Origin of the sequence: Streptomyces sp. NPDC018000 (assembly GCF_044328025.1) — a bacterium.
Taxonomy (GTDB): Bacteria; Actinomycetota; Actinomycetes; order Streptomycetales; family Streptomycetaceae; genus Streptomyces.
Window position 1 is genome coordinate 277,103 of the sequence record NZ_JBIRGM010000002.1, and the last position, 19,809, is coordinate 296,911.

General features: G+C 66.1%; 17 protein-coding genes. 8 read left to right on the forward strand and 9 right to left on the reverse strand.

Annotated features, from left to right (window positions below; genetic code table 11):
- Positions 1-333: 333 nt before the first annotated feature.
- Both ACH4EW_RS05815 and dnaB read right to left on the reverse strand, forming a co-directional pair.
- Complete coding sequence (locus ACH4EW_RS05815) at positions 334-1,722, reverse strand: serine hydrolase domain-containing protein (protein WP_398251916.1); 1,389 nt, start codon at positions 1,720-1,722, stop codon at positions 334-336.
- A gap of 170 nt (positions 1,723-1,892) precedes the next feature.
- Positions 1,893-3,371: a replicative DNA helicase gene (dnaB, locus tag ACH4EW_RS05820; RefSeq protein ID WP_398251918.1), complete on the reverse strand. Its 1,479-nt coding sequence runs from the start codon at positions 3,369-3,371 to the stop codon at positions 1,893-1,895.
- A gap of 459 nt (positions 3,372-3,830) precedes the next feature.
- On the opposite strand from dnaB, the gene ACH4EW_RS05825 reads away from it, so the two are divergent.
- Positions 3,831-5,168 carry an MATE family efflux transporter gene (locus ACH4EW_RS05825; protein WP_398251921.1) on the forward strand — a complete coding sequence of 446 codons (1,338 nt, stop codon included), beginning with the start codon at positions 3,831-3,833 and terminating at the stop codon, positions 5,166-5,168.
- A 90-nt stretch (positions 5,169-5,258) separates the two neighbouring features.
- On the opposite strand, the gene rplI is transcribed toward ACH4EW_RS05825, so the two are convergent.
- The 4 genes from rplI to rpsF all read right to left on the reverse strand — a co-directional run bounded on the left by rplI (position 5,259) and on the right by rpsF (position 6,950).
- A complete protein-coding gene (gene rplI / locus ACH4EW_RS05830) occupies positions 5,259-5,705 on the reverse strand; it encodes a 50S ribosomal protein L9 (RefSeq protein WP_398251924.1) in 447 nt (148 codons plus the stop codon).
- An 18-nt stretch (positions 5,706-5,723) separates the two neighbouring features.
- Positions 5,724-5,960: a 30S ribosomal protein S18 gene (gene rpsR, locus ACH4EW_RS05835; RefSeq protein WP_003967857.1), complete on the reverse strand. Its 237-nt coding sequence runs from the start codon at positions 5,958-5,960 to the stop codon at positions 5,724-5,726.
- A 43-nt stretch (positions 5,961-6,003) separates the two neighbouring features.
- A complete protein-coding gene (locus ACH4EW_RS05840; RefSeq protein ID WP_398251928.1) occupies positions 6,004-6,585 on the reverse strand; it encodes a single-stranded DNA-binding protein in 582 nt (193 codons plus the stop codon).
- Between the two features lie 74 nt (positions 6,586-6,659).
- Complete coding sequence (gene rpsF / locus ACH4EW_RS05845; protein ID WP_015609864.1) at positions 6,660-6,950, reverse strand: 30S ribosomal protein S6; 291 nt, start codon at positions 6,948-6,950, stop codon at positions 6,660-6,662.
- A 277-nt stretch (positions 6,951-7,227) separates the two neighbouring features.
- Here rpsF and ACH4EW_RS05850 point away from each other — a divergent pair, with 277 nt between their 5' ends.
- The 3 genes from ACH4EW_RS05850 (at position 7,228) to ACH4EW_RS05860 (ending at position 10,084) form a co-directional block, all read left to right on the forward strand.
- Entirely contained in the window at positions 7,228-7,542 is a 315-nt protein-coding gene (locus ACH4EW_RS05850; protein WP_398251931.1) for a hypothetical protein, read from the forward strand.
- Positions 7,543-7,771: 229 nt separating this feature from the next.
- Positions 7,772-8,890 carry a lipid II:glycine glycyltransferase FemX gene (locus ACH4EW_RS05855; RefSeq protein WP_398251934.1) on the forward strand — a complete coding sequence of 373 codons (1,119 nt, stop codon included), beginning with the start codon at positions 7,772-7,774 and terminating at the stop codon, positions 8,888-8,890.
- Between the two features lie 162 nt (positions 8,891-9,052).
- Positions 9,053-10,084, forward strand: coding sequence for an alanine racemase (locus ACH4EW_RS05860; RefSeq protein WP_124719891.1), 1,032 nt, complete (start codon positions 9,053-9,055; stop codon positions 10,082-10,084).
- A 52-nt stretch (positions 10,085-10,136) separates the two neighbouring features.
- On the opposite strand, the gene ACH4EW_RS05865 is transcribed toward ACH4EW_RS05860, so the two are convergent.
- Together ACH4EW_RS05865 and ACH4EW_RS05870 are read right to left on the reverse strand one after the other, a co-directional pair.
- Positions 10,137-11,630, reverse strand: coding sequence for a glycosyltransferase family 87 protein (locus ACH4EW_RS05865; protein ID WP_398251937.1), 1,494 nt, complete (start codon positions 11,628-11,630; stop codon positions 10,137-10,139).
- Positions 11,631-11,750: 120 nt separating this feature from the next.
- Complete coding sequence (locus tag ACH4EW_RS05870; RefSeq protein ID WP_398253286.1) at positions 11,751-14,045, reverse strand: transglycosylase domain-containing protein; 2,295 nt, start codon at positions 14,043-14,045, stop codon at positions 11,751-11,753.
- Between the two features lie 132 nt (positions 14,046-14,177).
- On the opposite strand from ACH4EW_RS05870, the gene ACH4EW_RS05875 reads away from it, so the two are divergent.
- From ACH4EW_RS05875 to ACH4EW_RS05890, 4 genes are all read left to right on the forward strand, one after another.
- Entirely contained in the window at positions 14,178-14,336 is a 159-nt protein-coding gene (locus ACH4EW_RS05875; RefSeq protein ID WP_398251940.1) for a hypothetical protein, read from the forward strand.
- Between the two features lie 509 nt (positions 14,337-14,845).
- On the forward strand, positions 14,846-15,553 hold the full coding sequence (locus ACH4EW_RS05880) for a helix-turn-helix transcriptional regulator (protein WP_398251942.1): 708 nt from the start codon (positions 14,846-14,848) through the stop codon (positions 15,551-15,553).
- Positions 15,554-15,614: 61 nt separating this feature from the next.
- Positions 15,615-16,697, forward strand: a complete 1,083-nt coding sequence (locus tag ACH4EW_RS05885; RefSeq protein WP_398251945.1) for an inositol-3-phosphate synthase — start codon at positions 15,615-15,617, stop codon at positions 16,695-16,697.
- Between the two features lie 124 nt (positions 16,698-16,821).
- Positions 16,822-18,090, forward strand: a complete 1,269-nt coding sequence (locus ACH4EW_RS05890) for an MFS transporter (RefSeq protein ID WP_398251948.1) — start codon at positions 16,822-16,824, stop codon at positions 18,088-18,090.
- 144 nt (positions 18,091-18,234) lie between these two features.
- Here ACH4EW_RS05890 and ACH4EW_RS05895 read toward each other — a convergent pair whose 3' ends face one another.
- Positions 18,235-19,677 carry a CCA tRNA nucleotidyltransferase gene (locus ACH4EW_RS05895; RefSeq protein ID WP_398251950.1) on the reverse strand — a complete coding sequence of 481 codons (1,443 nt, stop codon included), beginning with the start codon at positions 19,675-19,677 and terminating at the stop codon, positions 18,235-18,237.
- Positions 19,678-19,809: the final 132 nt, after the last annotated feature.

Genomic DNA, 19,809 nt, shown 5'->3' on the forward strand with positions numbered 1-19,809 from the left:
GCCGCCACCGTCTTCCCTTCTGCGTGCGCTTGTATGTCCGAGGCAAGGCACCGAACGGAAGACCCTTGCCGCTCCGGCAGCCCGCGGTCCCGTCACCGGCAGCAAACTCTCCGCCGCCCTGGCTGTGGGATGGCTCCTGCCGGAGGACCTGGAGCCGGAACCGGCCCTGGAATCCTGGGCCGGGATGCCACCTCCACGGTCGAGGCGGAAGCATCCCGGCTGTCTCAATGAGTGGGCCAAGCACGGATCTATCCACGCTTCCGTACTTCATTGGAACGGGAATTGACGGCCTGAGCCGACCGCCCCCTGCCCGTTTCACGTGAAACGTGGTGCTCAGGCCCCGAGGCCCCGCCACCCACCCTCGTCCACACCGCCGGGAACGGCCGCCGTAGGGTCGTACGGCTCCCGCGTGAAGACGAACGAACCCAGGTCGAGATGGTTCACGCTGCCGTCGCCGTTCCGGGCGATACGCAGCGTCTCCCCCGCGTAATAGCCATTGAGACCGATCCAGGTGCCGTCGGGCTGTGGGGCGAAACGGGCGCCGCGGCCATTGCCCCGCATGGGCTGAAGGTCCAGCCCACCGTCCGAAGCCAGTCGCAGGATGTTCGCGTTTGTGCCCCAGTACCAGGGACCGGTCAACGTGAGAAGCTCCGCGTCCACGTCCGCCTCAGGCAGCGGGCGCCAGGGCTCCGGAATGCGAGGCTCTGCCTCGGCGACGATCTTCACGAGGTCTGCGGCAACACCACCGACCATCAGCCCCGACGTGGTGTTGGTGAGAACGACGGACGCCACATCGTCCTCGATGCTGAACCACAGGGAGGCCAGGAAGCCGGGCAGCGAGCCTGTGTGCCCGAAGAGCGTGCGGCCATCTCTCCGTGCGAGCTGAAGACCCAGACCGTAATTGGACTCCCAGTCACCGGACTCGGCCGGCGCGGCCGGTTCACGCATCTGCTTCACGGAGGCGGCACAGAGCACCCGGCCGTCTCCCTGGGCGAGAAAGGCCGCAAAGCGGAGGAGGTCACCGGTGGTGGACCATAGCTGGCCGGCCGGGGCCATCAGTCCGAGGTCCTCGGCCGGCTCGGGCAGCATGACATCCGCCCAGGGATGCACGGCCCAGCCGCCTGCGTGCGGCGCCTGTGGCTGGGGGCTCGTGCGGTGCATGCCCAGCGGTTCCAGGATCTCGCGTTGAAGTACCTTCGCCCAGTTCGCCCCCCGCACCTTCTCGACGAGCGCGCCCAGCAGTGTGTAGCCAGGGTTCGAGTAGTGGTGACGGCGGCCCGGATTATGCATCTGCGTCTGCTCGCCGAGTACATCGGCAAGCTCGGGCCGCAGGGCTCCCGGAGTCCTCTCCCACCAAGGTGCGGGTGACTCAGCGGCCAGTCCCGCGCTGTGGCCCAGGAGTTGATGGACAGTGACTCCACCGATGCCTGTGCCGGGCAGATGCTTCTCCAGCGGGTCGTCCAGATCCAGAAGTCCCTCGTCGCGCAGCCGAAGTACCAGCACTGCTGTGAAGGTTTTGGTGATGGAGCCGATCCTGAACTGGACGTCGGCATCGGGAGCATGACCGTCCACGCAGCTGCGGGAGCCGCTCCAGACGATCTGCCCCTGCCTCTGTACGGCGGCGGCGAGCGAGGGCGCCCGTCCTTCCGACTGTGCGGTGGCGATGCGGTGCAGCAGAGCGCGCTGCGTACCAGGAAGCAACTGTTCAGATGGAGAGGTCATCCTCAACAACTACCCGTAGAAGCCAGGCTGTGGCGAACTCATTTCACAGCACCTGGACCACGCCCCACCATCGTCACCGGACCCCCGCTCAGCACGTCCGGCTATAAGTCCTGACCAGCACGGCATCGGCTGTGAGATCACGACACGGTGCGTGAGACCCGATCACCCGCTCAGGTCTGCGCCATGTCCACGAAGCGCGAGTAGTGGCCCTGGAAGGCCACGGTGATCGTCGCCGTCGGGCCGTTACGGTGCTTGGCGACGATCAGGTCGGCCTCGCCGGCGCGGGGGGACTCCTTCTCGTAAGCGTCCTCGCGATGCAGCAGGATCACCATGTCGGCGTCCTGCTCAATGGATCCGGATTCACGTAGGTCGGAGACCATCGGCTTCTTGTCCGTGCGCTGTTCGGGGCCACGGTTCAGCTGGGAGAGCGCGATGACGGGGAGTTGCAGCTCCTTCGCGAGCAGCTTGAGGTTTCGGGACATGTCCGAGACCTCCTGCTGGCGGCTCTCGGCACGCTTCGAGCCGCCGGACTGCATCAGCTGCAGATAGTCGATGACCACGAGCTTGAGGTCGTTGCGCTGCTTGAGGCGACGGCACTTCGCCCGGATCTCCATCATGGAGAGGTTCGGGGAGTCGTCGATGTAGAGGGGTGCGGCGGAGACATCCGGCATCCGGCGGGCCAGCCGCGTCCAGTCCTCGTCGGTCATGGTGCCGGAACGCATGTGGTGCAGCGCCACCCGCGCCTCGGCCGAGAGCAGTCGCATCGCGATCTCGTTGCGCCCCATTTCGAGGGAGAAGATCACGCTGGGCAGGTTGCTCTTGATCGAACAGGCCCGTGCGAAGTCCAGCGCCAGAGTGGACTTACCCATGGCCGGACGAGCCGCGATGACGACCATCTGGCCAGGGTGCAGGCCGTTCGTCAGGGCGTCCAGGTCGGTGAAGCCGGTCGGCACCCCGGTCATCTCACCGCTACGCGAACCGATCGCCTCGATCTCGTCGAGAGCGCCTTCCATGATGTCGCCGAGCGGCAGGTAGTCCTCGCTGGTGCGCTGCTCGGTGACGGCGTAGATCTCGGCCTGCGCGGAGTTCACGATGTCGTCGACATCGCCGTCGGCCGCGTATCCCATCTGCGTGATCTTCGTCCCGGCTTCCACGAGCCGCCTGAGGACCGCCCGCTCGTGGACGATCTCCGCGTAGTACGAAGCATTGGCCGCGGTCGGCACGGACTGGACGAGGGTGTGCAGATACGGAGCTCCGCCCACCTTGGTGATCTCGCCGCGCTTGACAAGTTCGGCCGCCACCGTGATCGGGTCGGCCGGCTCGCCCTTGGCATAGAGGTCGAGGATCGCCTGGTAGACGGTCTCGTGGGCGGGACGGTAGAAGTCGTTTCCCTTGATGATCTCCACGACGTCGGCGATGGCGTCCTTGGACAGGAGCATGCCGCCGAGGACCGACTGCTCGGCATCGAGGTCTTGGGGCGGCACCCGCTCGAAACCGGGAGAACCGCCCTCCCATCCGCCACTCTCCCTGCCGCGTTCGTGCTGCTCGCCGCGGCCTCGGCCTTCGCCGCGGCGCTGGCGGGAAACGGGCAGACGGTCACTGGGACCGGTGTCGGCCCAAGGGTCGTCCAAAGGCTCGGGAATACTCACCGGGCCGCCTCCTCCCGTCCGCTCCGCGGACCTCGCCGTGCCACTCTTTCTTACGGCACAGCACCGACAAACAAGACGCCCGACTCCGGTTCCGGCACGTCGAGTTCTGCGGGGTTCCAGGGCCGAAACGGGGTGCGGGCGCCGGACCACGGTAGGCCGCTCAGCACCGTCAGCCAATCTGGTTATCCACAGGGCATGTGGACGACGGAGCAGATGCTGTGGAGAACTCCGCAGAACCTGTGCACGGAGCGGGGGACAGCGCTGTGGACAAACTCATAGCGCCCGCACCACCAAGGCCCTGACCTGGACTTTCTCCATCCACGGGCTGTGGGAGAGAAAAACTTTCCGAGTCAGCACAAGATCACGACAAACAGCGCAAGGAAGAATGCCGAGCCGTAGCAAATGTAAGGACCCCTAAGGCATTGCATCTATTACCTGTGGAAGATTAGATTGGCCCCTGTGATCCAAGACCCGGCACCCCTGCCGCCCAGTCGTCGACGGCACGACCGCGAGATCATCTCGCTCGCCGTCCCCGCCTTCGGCGCGCTCGTCGCCGAGCCGCTCTTCGTGATGGTCGACAGCGCCATCGTCGGCCATCTCGGCACACCGCAACTGGCCGGCCTGGCCGTCGCCGCCGCCCTGCTGACCACCGCCGTCAGCGTCTTCGTCTTTCTCGCGTACGCCACCACCGCGGCAGTGGCGCGGCGGGTCGGAGCGGGCGATCTGGCCTCCGCAATCCGGCAGGGTATGGACGGCATCTGGCTGGCCCTACTGCTCGGCATCTTCGTTATCGCCATCGCGCTCCCCACAGCACCCTGGCTCGTGCATGTCTTCGGTGCCTCCGACACCGCAGCCCCGTACGCCATCACGTATCTGAGGATCTCCAGCCTCGGCATCCCGGCCATGCTCGTCGTGATGGCCGCGACCGGTGTACTTCGTGGCCTGCAGGACACCCGAACCCCGCTCTATGTCGCCATCGGAGGCTTCGCGGCCAACGGAACCCTCAATGCAGGACTCGTCTACGGCGCCGGGCTCGGTATCGCCGGATCGGCCTGGGGCACCGTGATCGCACAGATCGCCATGGCCGCCGTCTATCTCATCGTGGTGGTACGGGGGGCGCGTCGGCATGGCGCCTCGCTGCGGCCCAACACCGCAGGTATCAAGGCCAGTGCCCAGGCAGGCGTTCCGCTGCTGGTCCGTACGCTCTCGCTCCGTGCTGTACTGATGATCGCCACAGCCGTCGCAGCCCGCCTCGGCGACACCGAGATCGCGGCGCACCAGATCATCCTCTCCCTCTGGAACCTGATGGCATTCGCCCTCGACGCCATCGCCATTGCAGGGCAGGCCATCATCGGCCGCTACCTGGGAGCCTATGACGCCAAGGGCGCACGCGAGGCATGCCTTCGCATGGTCCAGTGGGGCATCGCATCCGGGGTGGCGTTCGCGGCACTGATCGTCCTTGCCCGGCCACTGTTCGTGCCGCTGTTCACCGGCGACCAGTCCGTTCAGGACACTCTGTTCCCGGCGCTGCTGGTGGTGGCGCTGTCCCAGCCGATCGCCGGCGTGGTCTTCGTCCTGGACGGAGTGCTGATGGGTGCTGGAGACGGGCGGTATCTGGCCTGGGCCATGCTCGTCACTCTGGCCGTCTTCGCCCCGGTCGCTCTGCTGGTGCCGACGTTCGGCGGCGGCCTGACCGCGCTGTGGTGGGCGATGGCCTTGATGATGACCATTCGCATGGTGACGCTCTGGCTGCGCACACGATCGGGCAAGTGGATCGTCACCGGAGCCACCCGCTGAACCACCGACCGGCGCCCCGTTTCACGTGAAACGGCAAAGGGCCGCACCCCGTGGGGTACGGCCCTTCACCTGCTCTGGTGAGCTGTGCCCTTAGGCAGCAACGACCTCGATGCCGAGCTTCGCGGCGACCTCGGGGTGCAGACGCACGGACACCTGGTGTCCGCCGAGCGTCTTGATCGGCGAGCCGAGCTCGACGCGACGCTTGTCGACGTCGGGGCCACCGGCAGCCTTGATCGCCGAGGCGATGTCCGCCGGGGTCACGGAGCCGAAGAGACGGCCGGCGTCGCCGGAGCGAACGGCCAGGCGGACCTTCACGGCCTCGAGCTTGGTCTTGACCTCGTTGGCCTGCTCGATCGTGGCGATCTCGTGGATCTTACGGGCGCGGCGGATCTGCGCCACGTCCTTCTCGCCACCCTTGGTCCAGCGGATGGCAAAGCCACGCGGAACCAGGTAGTTACGGGCGTACCCGTCCTTGACGTCGACGACGTCGCCCGCAGCACCGAGGCCGGAGACCTCGTGGGTGAGGATGATCTTCATGATTCGGTCACCCTTCCCTTATCGCGCGGTGGACGTGTAGGGCAGCAGCGCCATCTCACGGCTGTTCTTGACTGCCGTGGCGACGTCACGCTGGTGCTGCGTGCAGTTGCCGGTCACGCGGCGGGCACGGATCTTGCCGCGGTCGGAAATGAACTTCCGCAGCATGTTCGTGTCCTTGTAGTCCACGTACTGGGTCTTGTCCTTGCAGAACGCGCAGACCTTCTTCTTAGGCTTGCGCACAGGCGGCTTCGCCATGGTGTTTCTCCTGTGTGATCAAGAAGTGGGAGTACGAGCTGCCCTAGAAGGGAGGCTCGTCCGAGTAGCCGCCGCCGGAGCCGCCGGAGCTTCCGCCCCAACCGCCTCCGCCGCCCTGCTGGCCACCGGCGGGCGCGCTCGTGGCCCACGGGTCGTCGGCGGGAGCGCCGCCGCCGCCCTGCTGGCCACCGCCACCGGGACCGCCGCCCCAGTTGCCGCCGCCTTGCTGACCACCGCCGTATCCACCCTGACCACCGCGACCGGTGGTCTTGGTGACCTTGGCCGTGGCGTTCTTGAGGCTGGGGCCGACTTCCTCGACGTCCAGCTCGTAGACCGTGCGCTTGACGCCCTCACGGTCTTCGTACGACCGCTGCTTCAGCCGGCCCTGCACGACAACGCGCATGCCTCGCTGGAGCGACTCGGCGACGTTCTCCGCCGCCTGCCGCCAGACCGAGCAGGTGAGGAACAGGCCTTCGCCGTCCTTCCACTCATTGGTCTGCCGGTCGAAGATGCGAGGAGTGGACGCGACACGGAACTTCGCGACCGCCGCACCGGACGGGGTGAAGCGCAGCTCGGGGTCGTCGACGAGATTGCCGACGACCGTGATGACGGTCTCGCCTGCCATGGGTGAACCTCTCGGCGGGGATTGCTTCTGGCTGCTTGCTGCTACTCGAACCCGATGACCACTGAGCTAGATGCTCAGTGGATCTCGGGACGGAGGACCTTGGTCCGGAGGACCGACTCGTTCAGGTTCATCTGGCGGTCGAGCTCCTTGACGACCGCAGGCTCGGCCTGCAGGTCGATGACCGAGTAGATGCCCTCGGGCTTCTTCTTGATCTCGTAAGCGAGACGACGACGGCCCCAGGTGTCGACCTTCTCAACCTTTCCGTTGCCCTCACGGACGACGGAGAGGAAGTTCTCGATCAGCGGGGAGACAGCGCGCTCCTCGAGATCGGGGTCGAGGATGACCATCACCTCGTAGTGACGCATGTGGAACCCACCTCCTTTGGACTCAGCGGCCACGGTCGTTCCGTGGCAGGAGGGTCGTGATGCGTAAGCAACAGTGTCTCCGAGTAAAACAGCCGCCACTGACAACACGCTCTGTCGCGAGCGGCTGACGTGCTGGCCTGGGCAGACACCGGTGCAGACGTTACAGACTACCCGCACACCGGCTTCCGGTTGAAATCCGGTGCTCAAGAGACGCAATCTGTACACATCGGGTGTGAGCGGCGCCACGATGCGCCGCCTTTCGGCCAGGAGGTACTCGATGGCACAGGCAATTCGACCCCGCCCTCCCGTCTCTCTTCTCGCCACGGACGGCAAGACCCATCCGCTCCAGCAAACCCTGGTGGCGGTGACTCTGGTCCTCGGCGCCCTCGCCTTCGTGACGGCGATGTTCCACAGCCTGCATCTGATCAGTTCGTGGGCCGGACTCATCGGGATCCTCACGGCCGCGTACGGACAGTACGTCTCGGTGACAACGCGCGAGAGGTTCCTGCTGATCATCGGCTTGGGCGCATCCGCCATCGGCTTCTTCCTGGGCATGGCCCACGGCGGCCTCTTCGGCGGCTTGGTGGGTTGATTCGAGACAGACGCAACCAGACACAGCCGGACACAGGGGCCCAGTGCGAGAACCCCGCACAGGGCGTGGCGCTGCTCCCCGTACAAGGACGAGGGCTGTCCGGGTCCGGACGGGACGGACCGGCAAGGTCCCATAGGGCCAGACGGCGCGCTCCCCGGTCGCAGTAGGCTTCGGCGCGAGAGCCGGAGCCCCTGACCGATGGGGACACACCTGCCGAGGAGCGCCCCGCATGAGCCTGACCCTGAGGACCATCAGCCGAGAGCAGCATCTGGCGTACATCCAGAATCTGCCTGCGGCGAGCCACTGCCAGGTCCCGGCATGGGCTGATGTGAAGACCGAGTGGCGCTCGGAGAACCTGGGATGGTTCGACAAGAGCGGCGAGTTGGTCGGTGCCGGCCTGGTGCTGTACCGCCAGCTGCCCAAGATCAAGCGGTACCTCGCATACCTTCCCGAGGGCCCGGTCATCAACTGGCACGCCCCCAACCTGGACGACTGGCTGCAGCCGATGCTTGCGCATCTCAAGCAGCAGGGTGCCTTCTCCGTGAAGATGGGCCCGCCGGTCGTCATCCGCCGCTGGGACGCGGCCGCCATCAAGTCCGGTATCCAGGACCCCGATGTGAAGCGCCTGCGCGATGTCGAGGCCACCCACATCGAACCACGCGCCTTCGAAGTCTCGGACCGGCTGCGGAAGATGGGCTGGCAGCAGGGCGAGGACGGCGGCGCCGGATTCGGTGACGTACAGCCGCGCTATGTCTTCCAGGTCCCGTTGGCCAACCGGTCGCTCGAAGACGTCCTCAAGGGCTTCAACCAGCTGTGGCGACGCAACATCAAGAAGGCCGAGAAGGCCGGCGTCGAGGTTGTCCAGGGCGGTTACGAGGACCTCGCCGAATGGCAGCGGCTGTACGAGATCACCGCGGTCCGCGACCGCTTCCGGCCGCGCCCGCTCTCTTATTTCCAGCGCATGTGGACGGTGCTCAATACCGAGGACCCCAACCGTATGCGGCTCTATTTCGCACGGCACAACGGCGTGAACCTGTCCGCGGCGACGATGCTCGTCGTCGGTGGTCACGTCTGGTACTCGTACGGCGCGTCCGACAACATCGGGCGCGAGGTCCGGCCCTCGAACGCGATGCAGTGGCGCATGCTGCGCGACTCGTACGCGATGGGCGCAACCGTCTACGACCTGCGCGGTATCAGCGACTCGCTCGACGAGACGGACCACCTTTTCGGTCTGATTCAATTCAAGGTCGGCACCGGCGGCGAAGCCGTCGAGTACATCGGCGAGTGGGACTTCCCGCTCAACAAGCTGCTGCACAAGGCGCTCGACATGTACATGTCGCGCCGCTGATACGCGTCGTCCCGCTGACGAAACCGGCTCCATTCGTTTCCATGGGGACTTCGAGCCGACAGACACTCCGACAGACCCTTCAACGGGTTCTGCGAACGGCAGTTCAACAAGCTCCGCACACCTCCGATACACCGCAGCCACCAGAAGGGTTCCGGACCGGCCATGGCGCTCTCCCTCTACGTCGACACCGCGCGCTGGCGGGCGCACCAGAAATCCGTCCTCGACCAGTTCCCCGGCCTCGTCCCGGTCTGCAAGGGCAACGGATACGGCTTCGGTCACGAGCGGCTGGCCGACGAGGCCATCCGCTTCGGCTCCGACATGCTCGCCGTCGGCACCACCTATGAGGCGGCCCGTATCAAGGACTGGTTCAGCGGCGATCTGCTGGTCCTCACCCCGTTCCGTCGGGGCGAGGAGCCGGTGCCGCTGCCCGACCGTGTCATCCGGTCCGTCTCCTCCGTGGACGGCGTGCACGCCCTGGTGGGCGCACGCGTCGTCATCGAGTGCATGAGCTCGATGAAGCGCCACGGCGTCAAGGAGGAGGAGCTCGGGCAGCTGCACGCCGCCATCGAGGACGTACGCCTCGAAGGCTTCGCCCTGCACCTGCCGCTGGACCGCACGGACGGCTCGGACGCAGTCGAGGAAGTCATCGGCTGGATGGACCGGCTGCGCGCGGCCCGGCTGCCGCTGCACACCATGTTCGTCAGCCATCTGCGCGCCGAGGAGCTGGGCCGGCTCCAGCAGCAGTTCCCGCAGACCCGTTTCCGCGCCCGCATCGGTACCCGGCTGTGGCTCGGCGACCATGAGGCGACGGAGTACCGGGGCGCCGTTCTTGACGTCACGCGTGTCGCCAAGGGTGACCGTTTCGGCTACCGCCAGCAGAAGGCCGCCTCGGACGGCTGGCTGGTGGTCGTCGCCGGCGGTACGTCGCACGGTGTGGGCCTGGAGGCCCCGAAGGCCCTGCACGGTGTGATGCCGCGTGCCAAGGGTGTGGCCCGCGCCGGCCTGGCCACCGTCAACCGCAACCTGTCGCCGTTCGTCTGGGCCGGCAAGCAGCGCTGGTTCGCCGAACCGCCGCACATGCAGGTGTCGATCCTGTTCGTCCCCTCGGACGCGCAGGAGCCGAAGGTCGGCGACGAGCTGGTGGCCCATCTGCGCCACACGACCACCCAGTTCGACCGCCTCGTCGACCGGTAGGAAAGCGCCGAGACACTCTCCAGAGGGCCCCGGCCCCCTGGAGAGACCCGTCTCAGTCGGCGGCCGATCCGTGCGCCGCGCCCCATTCCACCCGCGGCCCTTCGACGGCGGGCACAGCATGCCGTGGTGGATGCACCGCCCGCCCCAGCACGAATACGTCGTCGGCCCCGTCGAGCACCCCGCCGGACGGATCGTCCGACCCGTCACTTCGTACGACGTCCCGCTCCGGCATGAGGATGTCCCGTACGACAACGGCACAGAGGTACAGCGTGCCCAGCAGATGCAGGATGATCGCCAGCTGATACCCCTCCGTGGGCAGCCCCTGGTGCTTGTCCCCGCTTGTCGTGTACGCGAGGTACATCCAGATGCCCAGGAAGTACATGACCTCGCACGTCTGCCAGATCAGGAAGTCGCGCCAGCGCGGCCTCGCCAGGGCGGCCAGGGGGATCAGCCACAGCACGTACTGCGGCGAATAGACCTTGTTGGCGAGGATGAAGGCGGCGACGACGAGAAAGGCCAGTTGCGCGAAGCGCGGCCTGCGCGGTGCCATCAGCGTCAGCGCACCGATGGCTGCGCACAACAGGACAGTCACCAGGGTCGAGACGGTGTTGACGGTCGCGACGTCGAACGTCTCTCCGGTGCGTTGTGTGATGACCAGCCAGAAGGAGCCGAAGTCGATGCCCCGTTCCTCACTGAATGTGTAGAACTTCTTCCACCCCTCCGGCGCGAAGACCATCACCGGCAGATTCACCACCAGCCAGGACGCCGCCGCGCCGAGCATCGCCATGGCGAACTCCCGCCATTTGCCTGCCCGCCAGCACAGCACGAAGACCGGCCCCAGCAGGAACACGGGATAGAGCTTGGCGGCCGTCGCAAGCCCGATGAGGATGCCGAACGCCAGCACCCGCCCCCGGGACCACATGAGCATCGCCGCAGCCGTCAGCGCGACGGCCAGCAGGTCCCAGTTGATCGTCGCGGTGAGCGCGAAGGCGGGCGCGAGGGCGACCAGCAGCCCGTCCCACGGGCGCCGCCGGTGGGTACGGGCGACACAGACCGCGATGATCACGGCGCAGATCATCAGCATGCCGGCGTTGACCATCCAGTACATCTGCTCACGGTGCTGAATGGATCCGCCCGGTGTCAGCCAGGACGCGATCTGCATGAACAGGCCCGTCAGGACGGGGTACTCCAGGTACTCCATGTCGCCGGGCAGCCGGTCGAAGTACGGCACGAGACCCTCTGAGAAACCACGTCCGACATAGAGATGCGGAATGTCCGAGTAGCAGGCGTGCGTGTACTGCGAACTGGTGCCTCTGAACCACGCCCAGTTGTAGCAAGGCAGCTTCTGCACCATGCCCAGCGCAAACATCCCGAGGGCCACCAGCGCGATGACGCCCACAGGCGTGACTGCCGATCTGCCGAGCCTTGTCCAGCGCCCCGACCGGCCGCCGATCAGCTCGCTGCCTGCCTCGGCGATCTCGTCCTGGTGCGTGGGCCGTACGACGGGCCCTTCCTGGTCCACACTCGTGTCTTCTGCGCTTGGCATGGCGCTCATCCTGCCGTACGGGACCGCGGAAGCGACGAGGGCCGCCGCACCGTGTGGTGCGGCGGCCCTCATGGCCAGGCCCGGTCGGCCGGATCGCCGGTCTATCCGGCCGGACGGGCGTTAGCCGGCCGGGCCACCGAAGAATCCGCCGTTCCCATTGCCGTTCCCGTTCCCATTCCCATTCCCATTCCCATTGCCGTTGCCACCGCCCGGCGAGGCGGATGTCGACGGGCTGGTACTGGGGTCGCCCCCGCCTCCGCCGTTCGCACCGTTACCGTTACCGTTCCCGCCGTTGCTGTCCTGACAGTTCCTGTCCCATGCGCTACAGGTGTCAGTGGGGTCGGGCGTGGGGGACGGGCTCATCAAGGGCGACTCGGTCGTCGACGGGGACGGCGACGGCGAGTCCTCCGCGGTGGGCGTCGGCTCAGGGCTCCGCGCGCCGCCGCCGTAGACCGTGTCACCGATCGGCACCGGCTTCGGGAAGGTCATGACCTTCTCCCCCCGCATCGCCTCCGCCATGTAGTCGTGCCAGATCTGGGCCGGGAACGAGGCACCGTGGATCGTCTTCTCACCACCCGTGCCGTACATCTTCTCGAACTTGCGGTTCGTGTTCTTCTCGTCGTCGTCCAGGCGGTACATGCTGATGGCCGTGGACAGCTGCGGGGTGTAGCCGACGAACCAGGCCGACTTGTTGTCGTCCGTCGTACCCGTCTTGCCCGCCACGTCGCGGCCGGGGAGCTGCGCCGGAGTACCGGTTCCCTTGTCGACGACGTTCTTCAGGACGTCGGTGACGTTGTCGGCGATATCGGAGCCGAAGGCGCGCTTGGGGGCCTGCTTGTGCCGGTAGATGGTTTCGCCCTCGAACTTCACCTCGGTGACCGAGTAGGGCTCGCGCTGCTGTCCGCTGGCGGCGAAGGTCGCGTACGCACCGGCCATACGGATCGCACTGGGCGAGGACGTACCGATGGAGAACGACGGCACATGCGAATCCGCCATGCTCTCGTCGTCCTTGAGCCCCGCGGCGATGGCGATGTCCTTCACCTTGTCGGTGCCGACATCCATGCCGAGCTGTACGTACGGGGAGTTGGCGGACCACTGCATCGACTCACGAAGGGTGATGTTGCCCCTCGACTCGCCACCGTCGTTGGCCTGCAGCCACTGCTTGCCGTTCTCGTCGGTCCAGATCTGGCCGTTGTATTCCTTGATCTTCAGCTTGTCGTCGGCGTTGTAGATGCTCAGCGGCGAGACCTTCTCACGCTCCGACAGACCCTGGTCCGGCCCGAGCGAGGGGTCGCGCTTGCCGTACTCCATCGCCGCCGCCAGCACGAACGGCTTGAAGGTCGAACCGACCTGCGCACCTGTGGGGTTGGCGTTGTTGGTGTAGTGCTTGGTCGCGTCCTGACCGCCGTAGATCGCCACGATGGCACCGGTCTCGGGATCCACCGACCCGCCGCCGAACTGGACGTGAGTATCCGTCTCAGGACGCTTGTCCGGATCGATCTTCTTGTCGTAGACCTTCTGGACCGCGGCTTCGAGCTCCTCGACCTTCTCCTTGTTGAACGTGGTGTGGATCTTGTAGCCGCCCTGGGACAGCTTCTCCGCTGTCATACCCTCGACGTTGTTCAGGGCGTACGCCTTGGCGAGGTCGACCAGGTAGCCGGTCTGACCGCCCAGCTGGGCGCTCTTCCTCGGCGGAACGGGCATCGGAAACTCGGTGTACTTGTCGCGCTCCGCCTGCGAGAGGCGATTGTCCTTCACCTCTTCGGTGAGGATCCACTCCCACCGCTCCTTGGCCCGTTTGGTGTTCTTCTCCTTGGTGGCCTCCTCCGGATCCTCCTCGGGGACGCCCGCCGGGTCGTAGTAGGTAGCGCCCTTGAGCAGCGTGGCCAGGAACGCACACTCGCTCGGGTTCAGGTCCTCGGCGTCCTTGTTGTAGTACGTACGGGCCGCCGCCTGGATCCCGAAGGCACCTCGCCCGTAGGAAGAGATGTTCAGGTAGTCACGAATGATGTCCTTCTTGTCCCTCTCATTGGTGACCTTGAGCGTGATGAAGAGTTCCCGGACCTTCCGGCTCAGGGTCTGCTCCTGAGAAAGAAACGAGTTCTTCACGTACTGCTGGGTGATCGTCGAGCCACCCTGGGTCTCGCCGCCGATCGCCATGTTGAACAGAGCACGGGCCATGCCCATGGGGTCGATGCCCATGTCGTGTTCGAAGGACTTGTTCTCCGCCGAGATGACGGCGTTCCGCATGGCTTCGGGGATCTGCTCGTAGCCGATGATCTGACGGTTGACTTCACCGCCCGTGGCGACCATCTGCGTGCCGTCGTCCCACAAATAAACGTTGTTCTGCGCTTTCGCAGTGTTTTTCACCTCGGGCGTGTCGACCATCCCGTACGCGATACCGGCAACGCCCATCAGCAGGCCGAAGAAGCCGATACAGAGGCTGGAGACCAGCTTCCACGACGGCACCCAGCGCCACACGCCGTACTTCCCGGCGCGTGGGTAGTCGATGAAGCGATTCTTGGCAGGACGCTGACTCCCGCGGCCATGCCCCCGGCCCGGGCCCTCGTGTCCGCCGTCGCCACCACCACCGCGACGACGCCCACCACCGCCACCCCCACGGCTCCCGCCGCCGCGCTGGGCGGCTCGCCTGGCCTCGGCTCGTCCGCCGTACGGGCTGTCCCCGCCATGCGAATCGGAAGGTGACTCAGAAGTTACTCCGCGTGATGGAGCGGCGCGGCGTCCTGAGGACTGCTGGGCGGCTCGTCTGGCCGCTGCACGCCCACCACCTTGCGGTTGCGGCGTTTTGCGACGGTGCTCGCTCATGGAACGACTACTCCTCGGGCAGGCGAGATCGCCTGGAAGCGGCAGTTGAGATCCGGTCCCCCCGAATTACGGACCAGCCCTGCGACAGGATCATCCGCAGCGCATCCGGCTAGTCCGCGAAGACTGACGCGCACAGGCGCCTCACGGTTCCCGGTGGTCTGCATGCCGCACAGACTACGCACGGTCAAAACCCTCCTGGGGCCGAACTTCACCCCAAACGACGCAAGTCGGTGCCTACGAATTCACGATGTGACGCCGCTCACGATGACCGCTCTTGTCGCAGCGCGACGTCCGATCTATCGTCGTGATGTATCGAGTCGATACATCAGCTCGGTACATCAGCTCGGCACAGGGCTCCGCAGGAGCACTCGGAAAAGGAGGAGGCGAAGTTGAGCAGACGCTCAGGCATCCTCGAATTCGCCGTTCTCGGTCTGCTCCGCGAGTCCCCGATGCACGGGTACGAGCTGCGCAAACGCCTCAACACCTCGTTGGGGATCTTCCGCGCCTTCAGCTACGGCACCCTCTACCCCTGCCTCAAGACGCTGGTCGCCAACGGCTGGTTGATCGAGGAGCCGGGAAACTCCCCGGCCGACCTTCCACCTGCTACCGGCCGTGCGGTAGCCCCCGCCTCCTCACTGGCCGGGCGCCGCGCCAAGATCGTCTACCGGCTGACGGCAGAAGGTAAGGGGCACTTCGAGGAGCTGCTCTCGCACACCGGCCCCGACTCCTGGGAGGACGAGCACTTCGCAGCCCGTTTCGCCTTCTTCGGGCAGACGGAGCACGAGGTACGGATGCGGGTGCTGGAAGGCCGGCGCAGCCGACTGGAAGAACGCCTGGAGAAGATGCGGGCCTCTCTGGCCCGCACCCGCGAGCGCCTCGACGACTACACACTTGAGCTGCAGCGACACGGCATGGAGTCCGTGGAGCGCGAAGTGCGCTGGCTGAACGAGCTCATCGAGAGCGAGCGGTCGGGAAGGGATCAGCGACGATCCTCGCCCGGGAGCGAAGCGCAGCAGAACACAGCAGGAGAGACGGACGGCCTGCCCCGGCACCGGGGTAACACCCCGCCGGATCCGTCCGACGACACCTCAAAGTGAGGTCCCCGCAGATCCGCGGGGCTTCATCGGGAACATCCATTACACACAGGGAGCAACCGGAATGGGTTCGGTTCGCGTAGCCATCGTCGGCGTGGGCAACTGCGCCGCCTCGCTGGTCCAGGGCGTCGAGTACTACAAGGATGCCGATCCGGCCGGCAAGGTACCCGGTCTGATGCACGTGCAGTTCGGCGACTACCACGTGCGGGACGTCGAGTTCGTCGCCGCCTTCGACGTCGACGCGAAGAAGGTCGGCCTCGACCTCGCTGACGCCATCGGTGCCAGCGAGAACAACACCATCAAGCTCTGCGACGTGCCGAACACCGGCGTCACCGTCCAGCGCGGCCACACCCACGACGGCCTGGGCAAGTACTACCGCCAGACTATCGAGGAGTCGGCCGAGGCCCCGGTCGACATCGTCCAGGTCCTCAAGGACCGTAAGGTCGACGTCCTCGTCTGCTACCTGCCGGTCGGATCCGAAGTCGCTGCGAAGTTCTATGCGCAGTGCGCCATCGACGCCAAGGTAGCGTTCGTCAACGCTCTCCCCGTCTTCATCGCCGGTACCAAGGAGTGGGCGGACAAGTTCACCGAGGCCGGTGTCCCGATCGTCGGCGACGACATCAAGTCGCAGGTCGGCGCCACCATCACGCACCGCGTGATGGCGAAGCTCTTCGAGGACCGGGGCGTCATCCTGGACCGCACGATGCAGCTGAACGTCGGCGGCAACATGGACTTCAAGAACATGCTCGAGCGCGAGCGCCTGGAGTCCAAGAAGATCTCCAAGACGCAGGCAGTCACCTCCCAGATCCGTGACCGCGAGCTCGGCGCGGACAACGTCCACATCGGCCCGTCGGACTACGTGGCCTGGCTGGACGACCGCAAGTGGGCGTACGTGCGCCTCGAGGGCCGCGCCTTCGGTGACGTTCCGCTGAACCTGGAGTACAAGCTCGAGGTCTGGGACTCCCCGAACTCCGCAGGTGTCATCATCGACGCCCTTCGCGCCGCGAAGATCGCCAAGGACCGCGGGATCGGTGGCCCGATCCTCTCCGCGTCCTCGTACTTCATGAAGTCCCCGCCGGTCCAGTACTTCGACGACGAGGCCCGCGAGAACGTCGAGAAGTTCATCAGGGGCGAGGTCGCCAACTGACTCGACCGGACGCGCTGCGTCGGCGCGGCGCGGTAATGAGCGGCAACGCTGCTTCCGTTCCGAACTGTTGAGGGTCCCCGGGTAATCCGCCCGGGGACCCTCAACGTATGTGACCCTTGATCACATGCCTGTCGTAGGTGATCTGCGTGTACTTCTGCGCCTTCGGAACTTCCGTCGTCTACTCGCCGTACGACTCCTCTCCCAGTCGGCTGACGGCGTCTACCAGGTGGCGCTGGCGGCCCACGTCGTCTTCTCCCCGGAAAGACAGGCGTCGGCGGGGGCCATCGCCTCCACAATGGCCGTGCTGCTGTTGCCGTACTCGCTCGTCGGCCCCTTTGCCGGCGTCCTGCTGGACCGGTGGCCACGCCGTCAGGTCTTTCTGTACGGCAACCTACTGCGCGCCGCACTCGCCTGCTGCACCGCACTTCTTATCCTCGGCTCCGCATCCGATTGGCTTTTCTACACCTCGGCGCTGTGCGTCACCGCAGTCAACCGCTTTGTGTTGGCCGGACTCTCGGCCGCGCTGCCGCGTGTCGTAGACAGCGACCGACTGGTGCTGGCGAACTCGCTCTCGCCGACCGCGGGCACGCTCGCCGCAACGGCCGGCGGCGGCCTCGCCTTCATCGTGCGGCTGGTACTGGTCGACTCCGATGCGGCGGTGGTGCTGCTGGGCGCGGCCCTCTACCTCGCTTCGGCGCTGGCATCCCTGAGTCTTGCCACCGGGCTCCTCGGACCGGACCAGGATGGGCACCTCATCCGACTGAGGGAGGCTCTGGTCATCACCGCACGGGGTCTCGCCGACGGACTGCGCCATTTGGCCGAGCGGAAGCAAGCAACCCGGGCGCTGGCCGCCATGACCGTGATTCGCTTCTGCTACGGGGCGCTGACCGTGATGGTGCTGATGTTGTGCCGGTACGCCTGGTCCGGCAGCGAATCCGAAGGCCTGGCGCTCCTCGGGCTGGCTGTTGCGGTCTCCGGTGCGGGGTTCTTCGCGGCGGCAGTGGTGACGCCTTGGGCGGTGGGGCAGCTCGGCCGGTTCCGCTGGATGGCGGTATGCGCGGCGGCGGCTGCCGTCCTCGAACCCGCACTGGGGCTGTGGTTCATCCCCGTGCCGATACTCGTCGCGGCGTTCATCCTCGGACTCATCACCCAGGGGGCGAAGATCGCAACGGATACGGTGGTGCAGACTTCGGTTGACGACGGCTTCCGTGGCCGGGCCTTCTCCCTCTACGACGTGCTCTTCAACGTGGCATTCGTGGGCGCTGCCGCAGTCTCGGCCCTGATGCTGCCGCCTGACGGGCAGTCGTTCGTGGTGGTGATCGGGGCAGCCGTGCTCTATGCAGTCATCGCTGTACTGCTGTTCCGGTGGAGTCGCACCGGTAGGGGGCTCTAGCCTGCGCGATATGGCGAGGGGCGCTGTTTCACGTGAAACAGCGCCCCTCGTCATATCAGCTCGCGGTATATCAGCTCGCGGTCATGTTTCACGTGAAACATGACCGCGACCTTTCCTCACCCCTTGGTCGAGCCTCCAGCAGCCTCAGCCCTGCGCGGTCCACCACTTCTTGAGCTTCTCGACCGCCACGTCATGCCCCATAGGCCCGTGCTCCAGCCGCAGCTCCAGCAGGAACGCGTAAGCCTTGCCGATCATCGGCCCAGGACCGACCCCCAGGATCTTCATGATCTCGTTGCCGTCGAGGTCGGGCCGGATGGCATCCAGCTCCTCCTGCTCCTGCAGCTGCGCAATGCGCTCCTCAAGCCCGTCGTAGGTCCGCGAGAGGGCAGCGGCCTTGCGCTTGTTCCGCGTAGTGCAGTCCGAGCGGGTCAACTTGTGCAGCCGCCCCAGCAGGGGTCCAGCATCACGCACGTAGCGGCGCACCGCGGAGTCGGTCCATTCGCCGTCGCCGTAGCCATGAAAGCGCAGATGAAGCTCCACGAGCTTCGCGGTGTCCTTGACCATGTCATTGGAGTACTTGAGCGCGGTCATCCGCTTCTTGACCATCTTGGCGCCCACCACCTCATGGTGATGGAACGAGACGCGCCCGTCCTTCTCGAAGCGCCGCGTCCTCGGCTTGCCAATGTCATGGAGGAGAGCAGCAAGGCGCAAAACCAGATCAGGGCCGTCCTCCTCCAGGCCGATCGCCTGCTCCAGGACAGTCAGCGAGTGCTCGTAGACATCTTTGTGACGGTGATGCTCGTCACTTTCCAGGCGCAGAGCGGGGAGCTCGGGCAGCACCTGCTGCGCCAACCCCGTATCGACGAGCAGCGCCAGGCCCTTCCGGGGGTTGGCGGAAAGCAGCAGCTTGTTGAGCTCCTCCCTGACCCGCTCGGCGGAGACAATCTCGATGCGCCCGGCCATTTCCGTCATCGCCGTGACCACATCGGGGGCGACATCGAAGTCCAACTGCGCGGCGAAGCGGGCAGCACGCAGCATGCGCAGCGGATCGTCGGAGAACGACTCCTCGGGTGTGCCGGGAGTGCGCAGTACACGCTCGGCCAGGTCCTCAAGACCGCCGTGAGGATCGATGAAATCCTTCTGCGGAAGCGCGACGGCCATCGCGTTGACCGTGAAGTCACGACGGACGAGGTCTTCCTCGATGGAATCGCCGTAGGACACCTCGGGCTTGCGCGAGGTCCTGTCGTACGCCTCCGACCTGTATGTGGTGACTTCGATCTGGTAACCGTCCTTCTGGGCGCCCACGGTGCCGAAGGCGATCCCGACCCCCCATACCGAGTCGGCCCACGGCCGGACGATCTTCAGTACGGCCTCGGGGCGGGCGTCAGTCGTGAAGTCCAGATCGTTCCCGAGCCTGCCGAGGAGCGCGTCCCGGACCGAGCCGCCGACCAGGGCGAGACTGAATCCGGCATCCTGGAAACGGCGGGCGAGGTCGTCGGCGACCGGGGACACCCGCAGCAGTTCACTGACTGCGAGGTGCTGCACCTGGGTCAGGGCACGGGAGCTGTCTTCATTGGCGTTCGACACAACAGAAAAGGGTACGTGCCCTGACCGGCCCGGTCGTCCTGGTTTCGCCCCGCCCTCCGAGACCCTTCCGATCATGTAGCGGACTCCCTGGCACCTGGCGCCCCCGCACATCGTTACCATGCGGGGACGCAG

What these genes read in the sequence shown, in the direction of transcription:
- ACH4EW_RS05865 (WP_398251937.1), bottom strand. Translation starts at nt 11,630, where the DNA reads ATGCCAAGCGCAGAAGACACGAGTGTGGACCAGGAAGGGCCCGTCGTA.
- ACH4EW_RS05850 (WP_398251931.1), top strand. Translation starts at nt 7,228, where the DNA reads ATGGCACAGGCAATTCGACCCCGCCCTCCCGTCTCTCTTCTCGCCACG.
- ACH4EW_RS05885 (WP_398251945.1), top strand. Translation starts at nt 15,615, where the DNA reads ATGGGTTCGGTTCGCGTAGCCATCGTCGGCGTGGGCAACTGCGCCGCC.
- ACH4EW_RS05875 (WP_398251940.1), top strand. Translation starts at nt 14,178, where the DNA reads ATGCCCCCGGCCCGGGCCCTCGTGTCCGCCGTCGCCACCACCACCGCG.
- ACH4EW_RS05860 (WP_124719891.1), top strand. Translation starts at nt 9,053, where the DNA reads ATGGCGCTCTCCCTCTACGTCGACACCGCGCGCTGGCGGGCGCACCAG.
- ACH4EW_RS05840 (WP_398251928.1), bottom strand. Translation starts at nt 6,585, where the DNA reads ATGGCAGGCGAGACCGTCATCACGGTCGTCGGCAATCTCGTCGACGAC.
- rpsR (WP_003967857.1), bottom strand. Translation starts at nt 5,960, where the DNA reads ATGGCGAAGCCGCCTGTGCGCAAGCCTAAGAAGAAGGTCTGCGCGTTC.
- ACH4EW_RS05870 (WP_398253286.1), bottom strand. Translation starts at nt 14,045, where the DNA reads ATGGGCGTTGCCGGTATCGCGTACGGGATGGTCGACACGCCCGAGGTG.
- ACH4EW_RS05855 (WP_398251934.1), top strand. Translation starts at nt 7,772, where the DNA reads ATGAGCCTGACCCTGAGGACCATCAGCCGAGAGCAGCATCTGGCGTAC.
- rplI (WP_398251924.1), bottom strand. Translation starts at nt 5,705, where the DNA reads ATGAAGATCATCCTCACCCACGAGGTCTCCGGCCTCGGTGCTGCGGGC.
- rpsF (WP_015609864.1), bottom strand. Translation starts at nt 6,950, where the DNA reads ATGCGTCACTACGAGGTGATGGTCATCCTCGACCCCGATCTCGAGGAG.
- ACH4EW_RS05815 (WP_398251916.1), bottom strand. Translation starts at nt 1,722, where the DNA reads ATGACCTCTCCATCTGAACAGTTGCTTCCTGGTACGCAGCGCGCTCTG.
- ACH4EW_RS05890 (WP_398251948.1), top strand. Translation starts at nt 16,822, where the DNA reads ATGCCTGTCGTAGGTGATCTGCGTGTACTTCTGCGCCTTCGGAACTTC.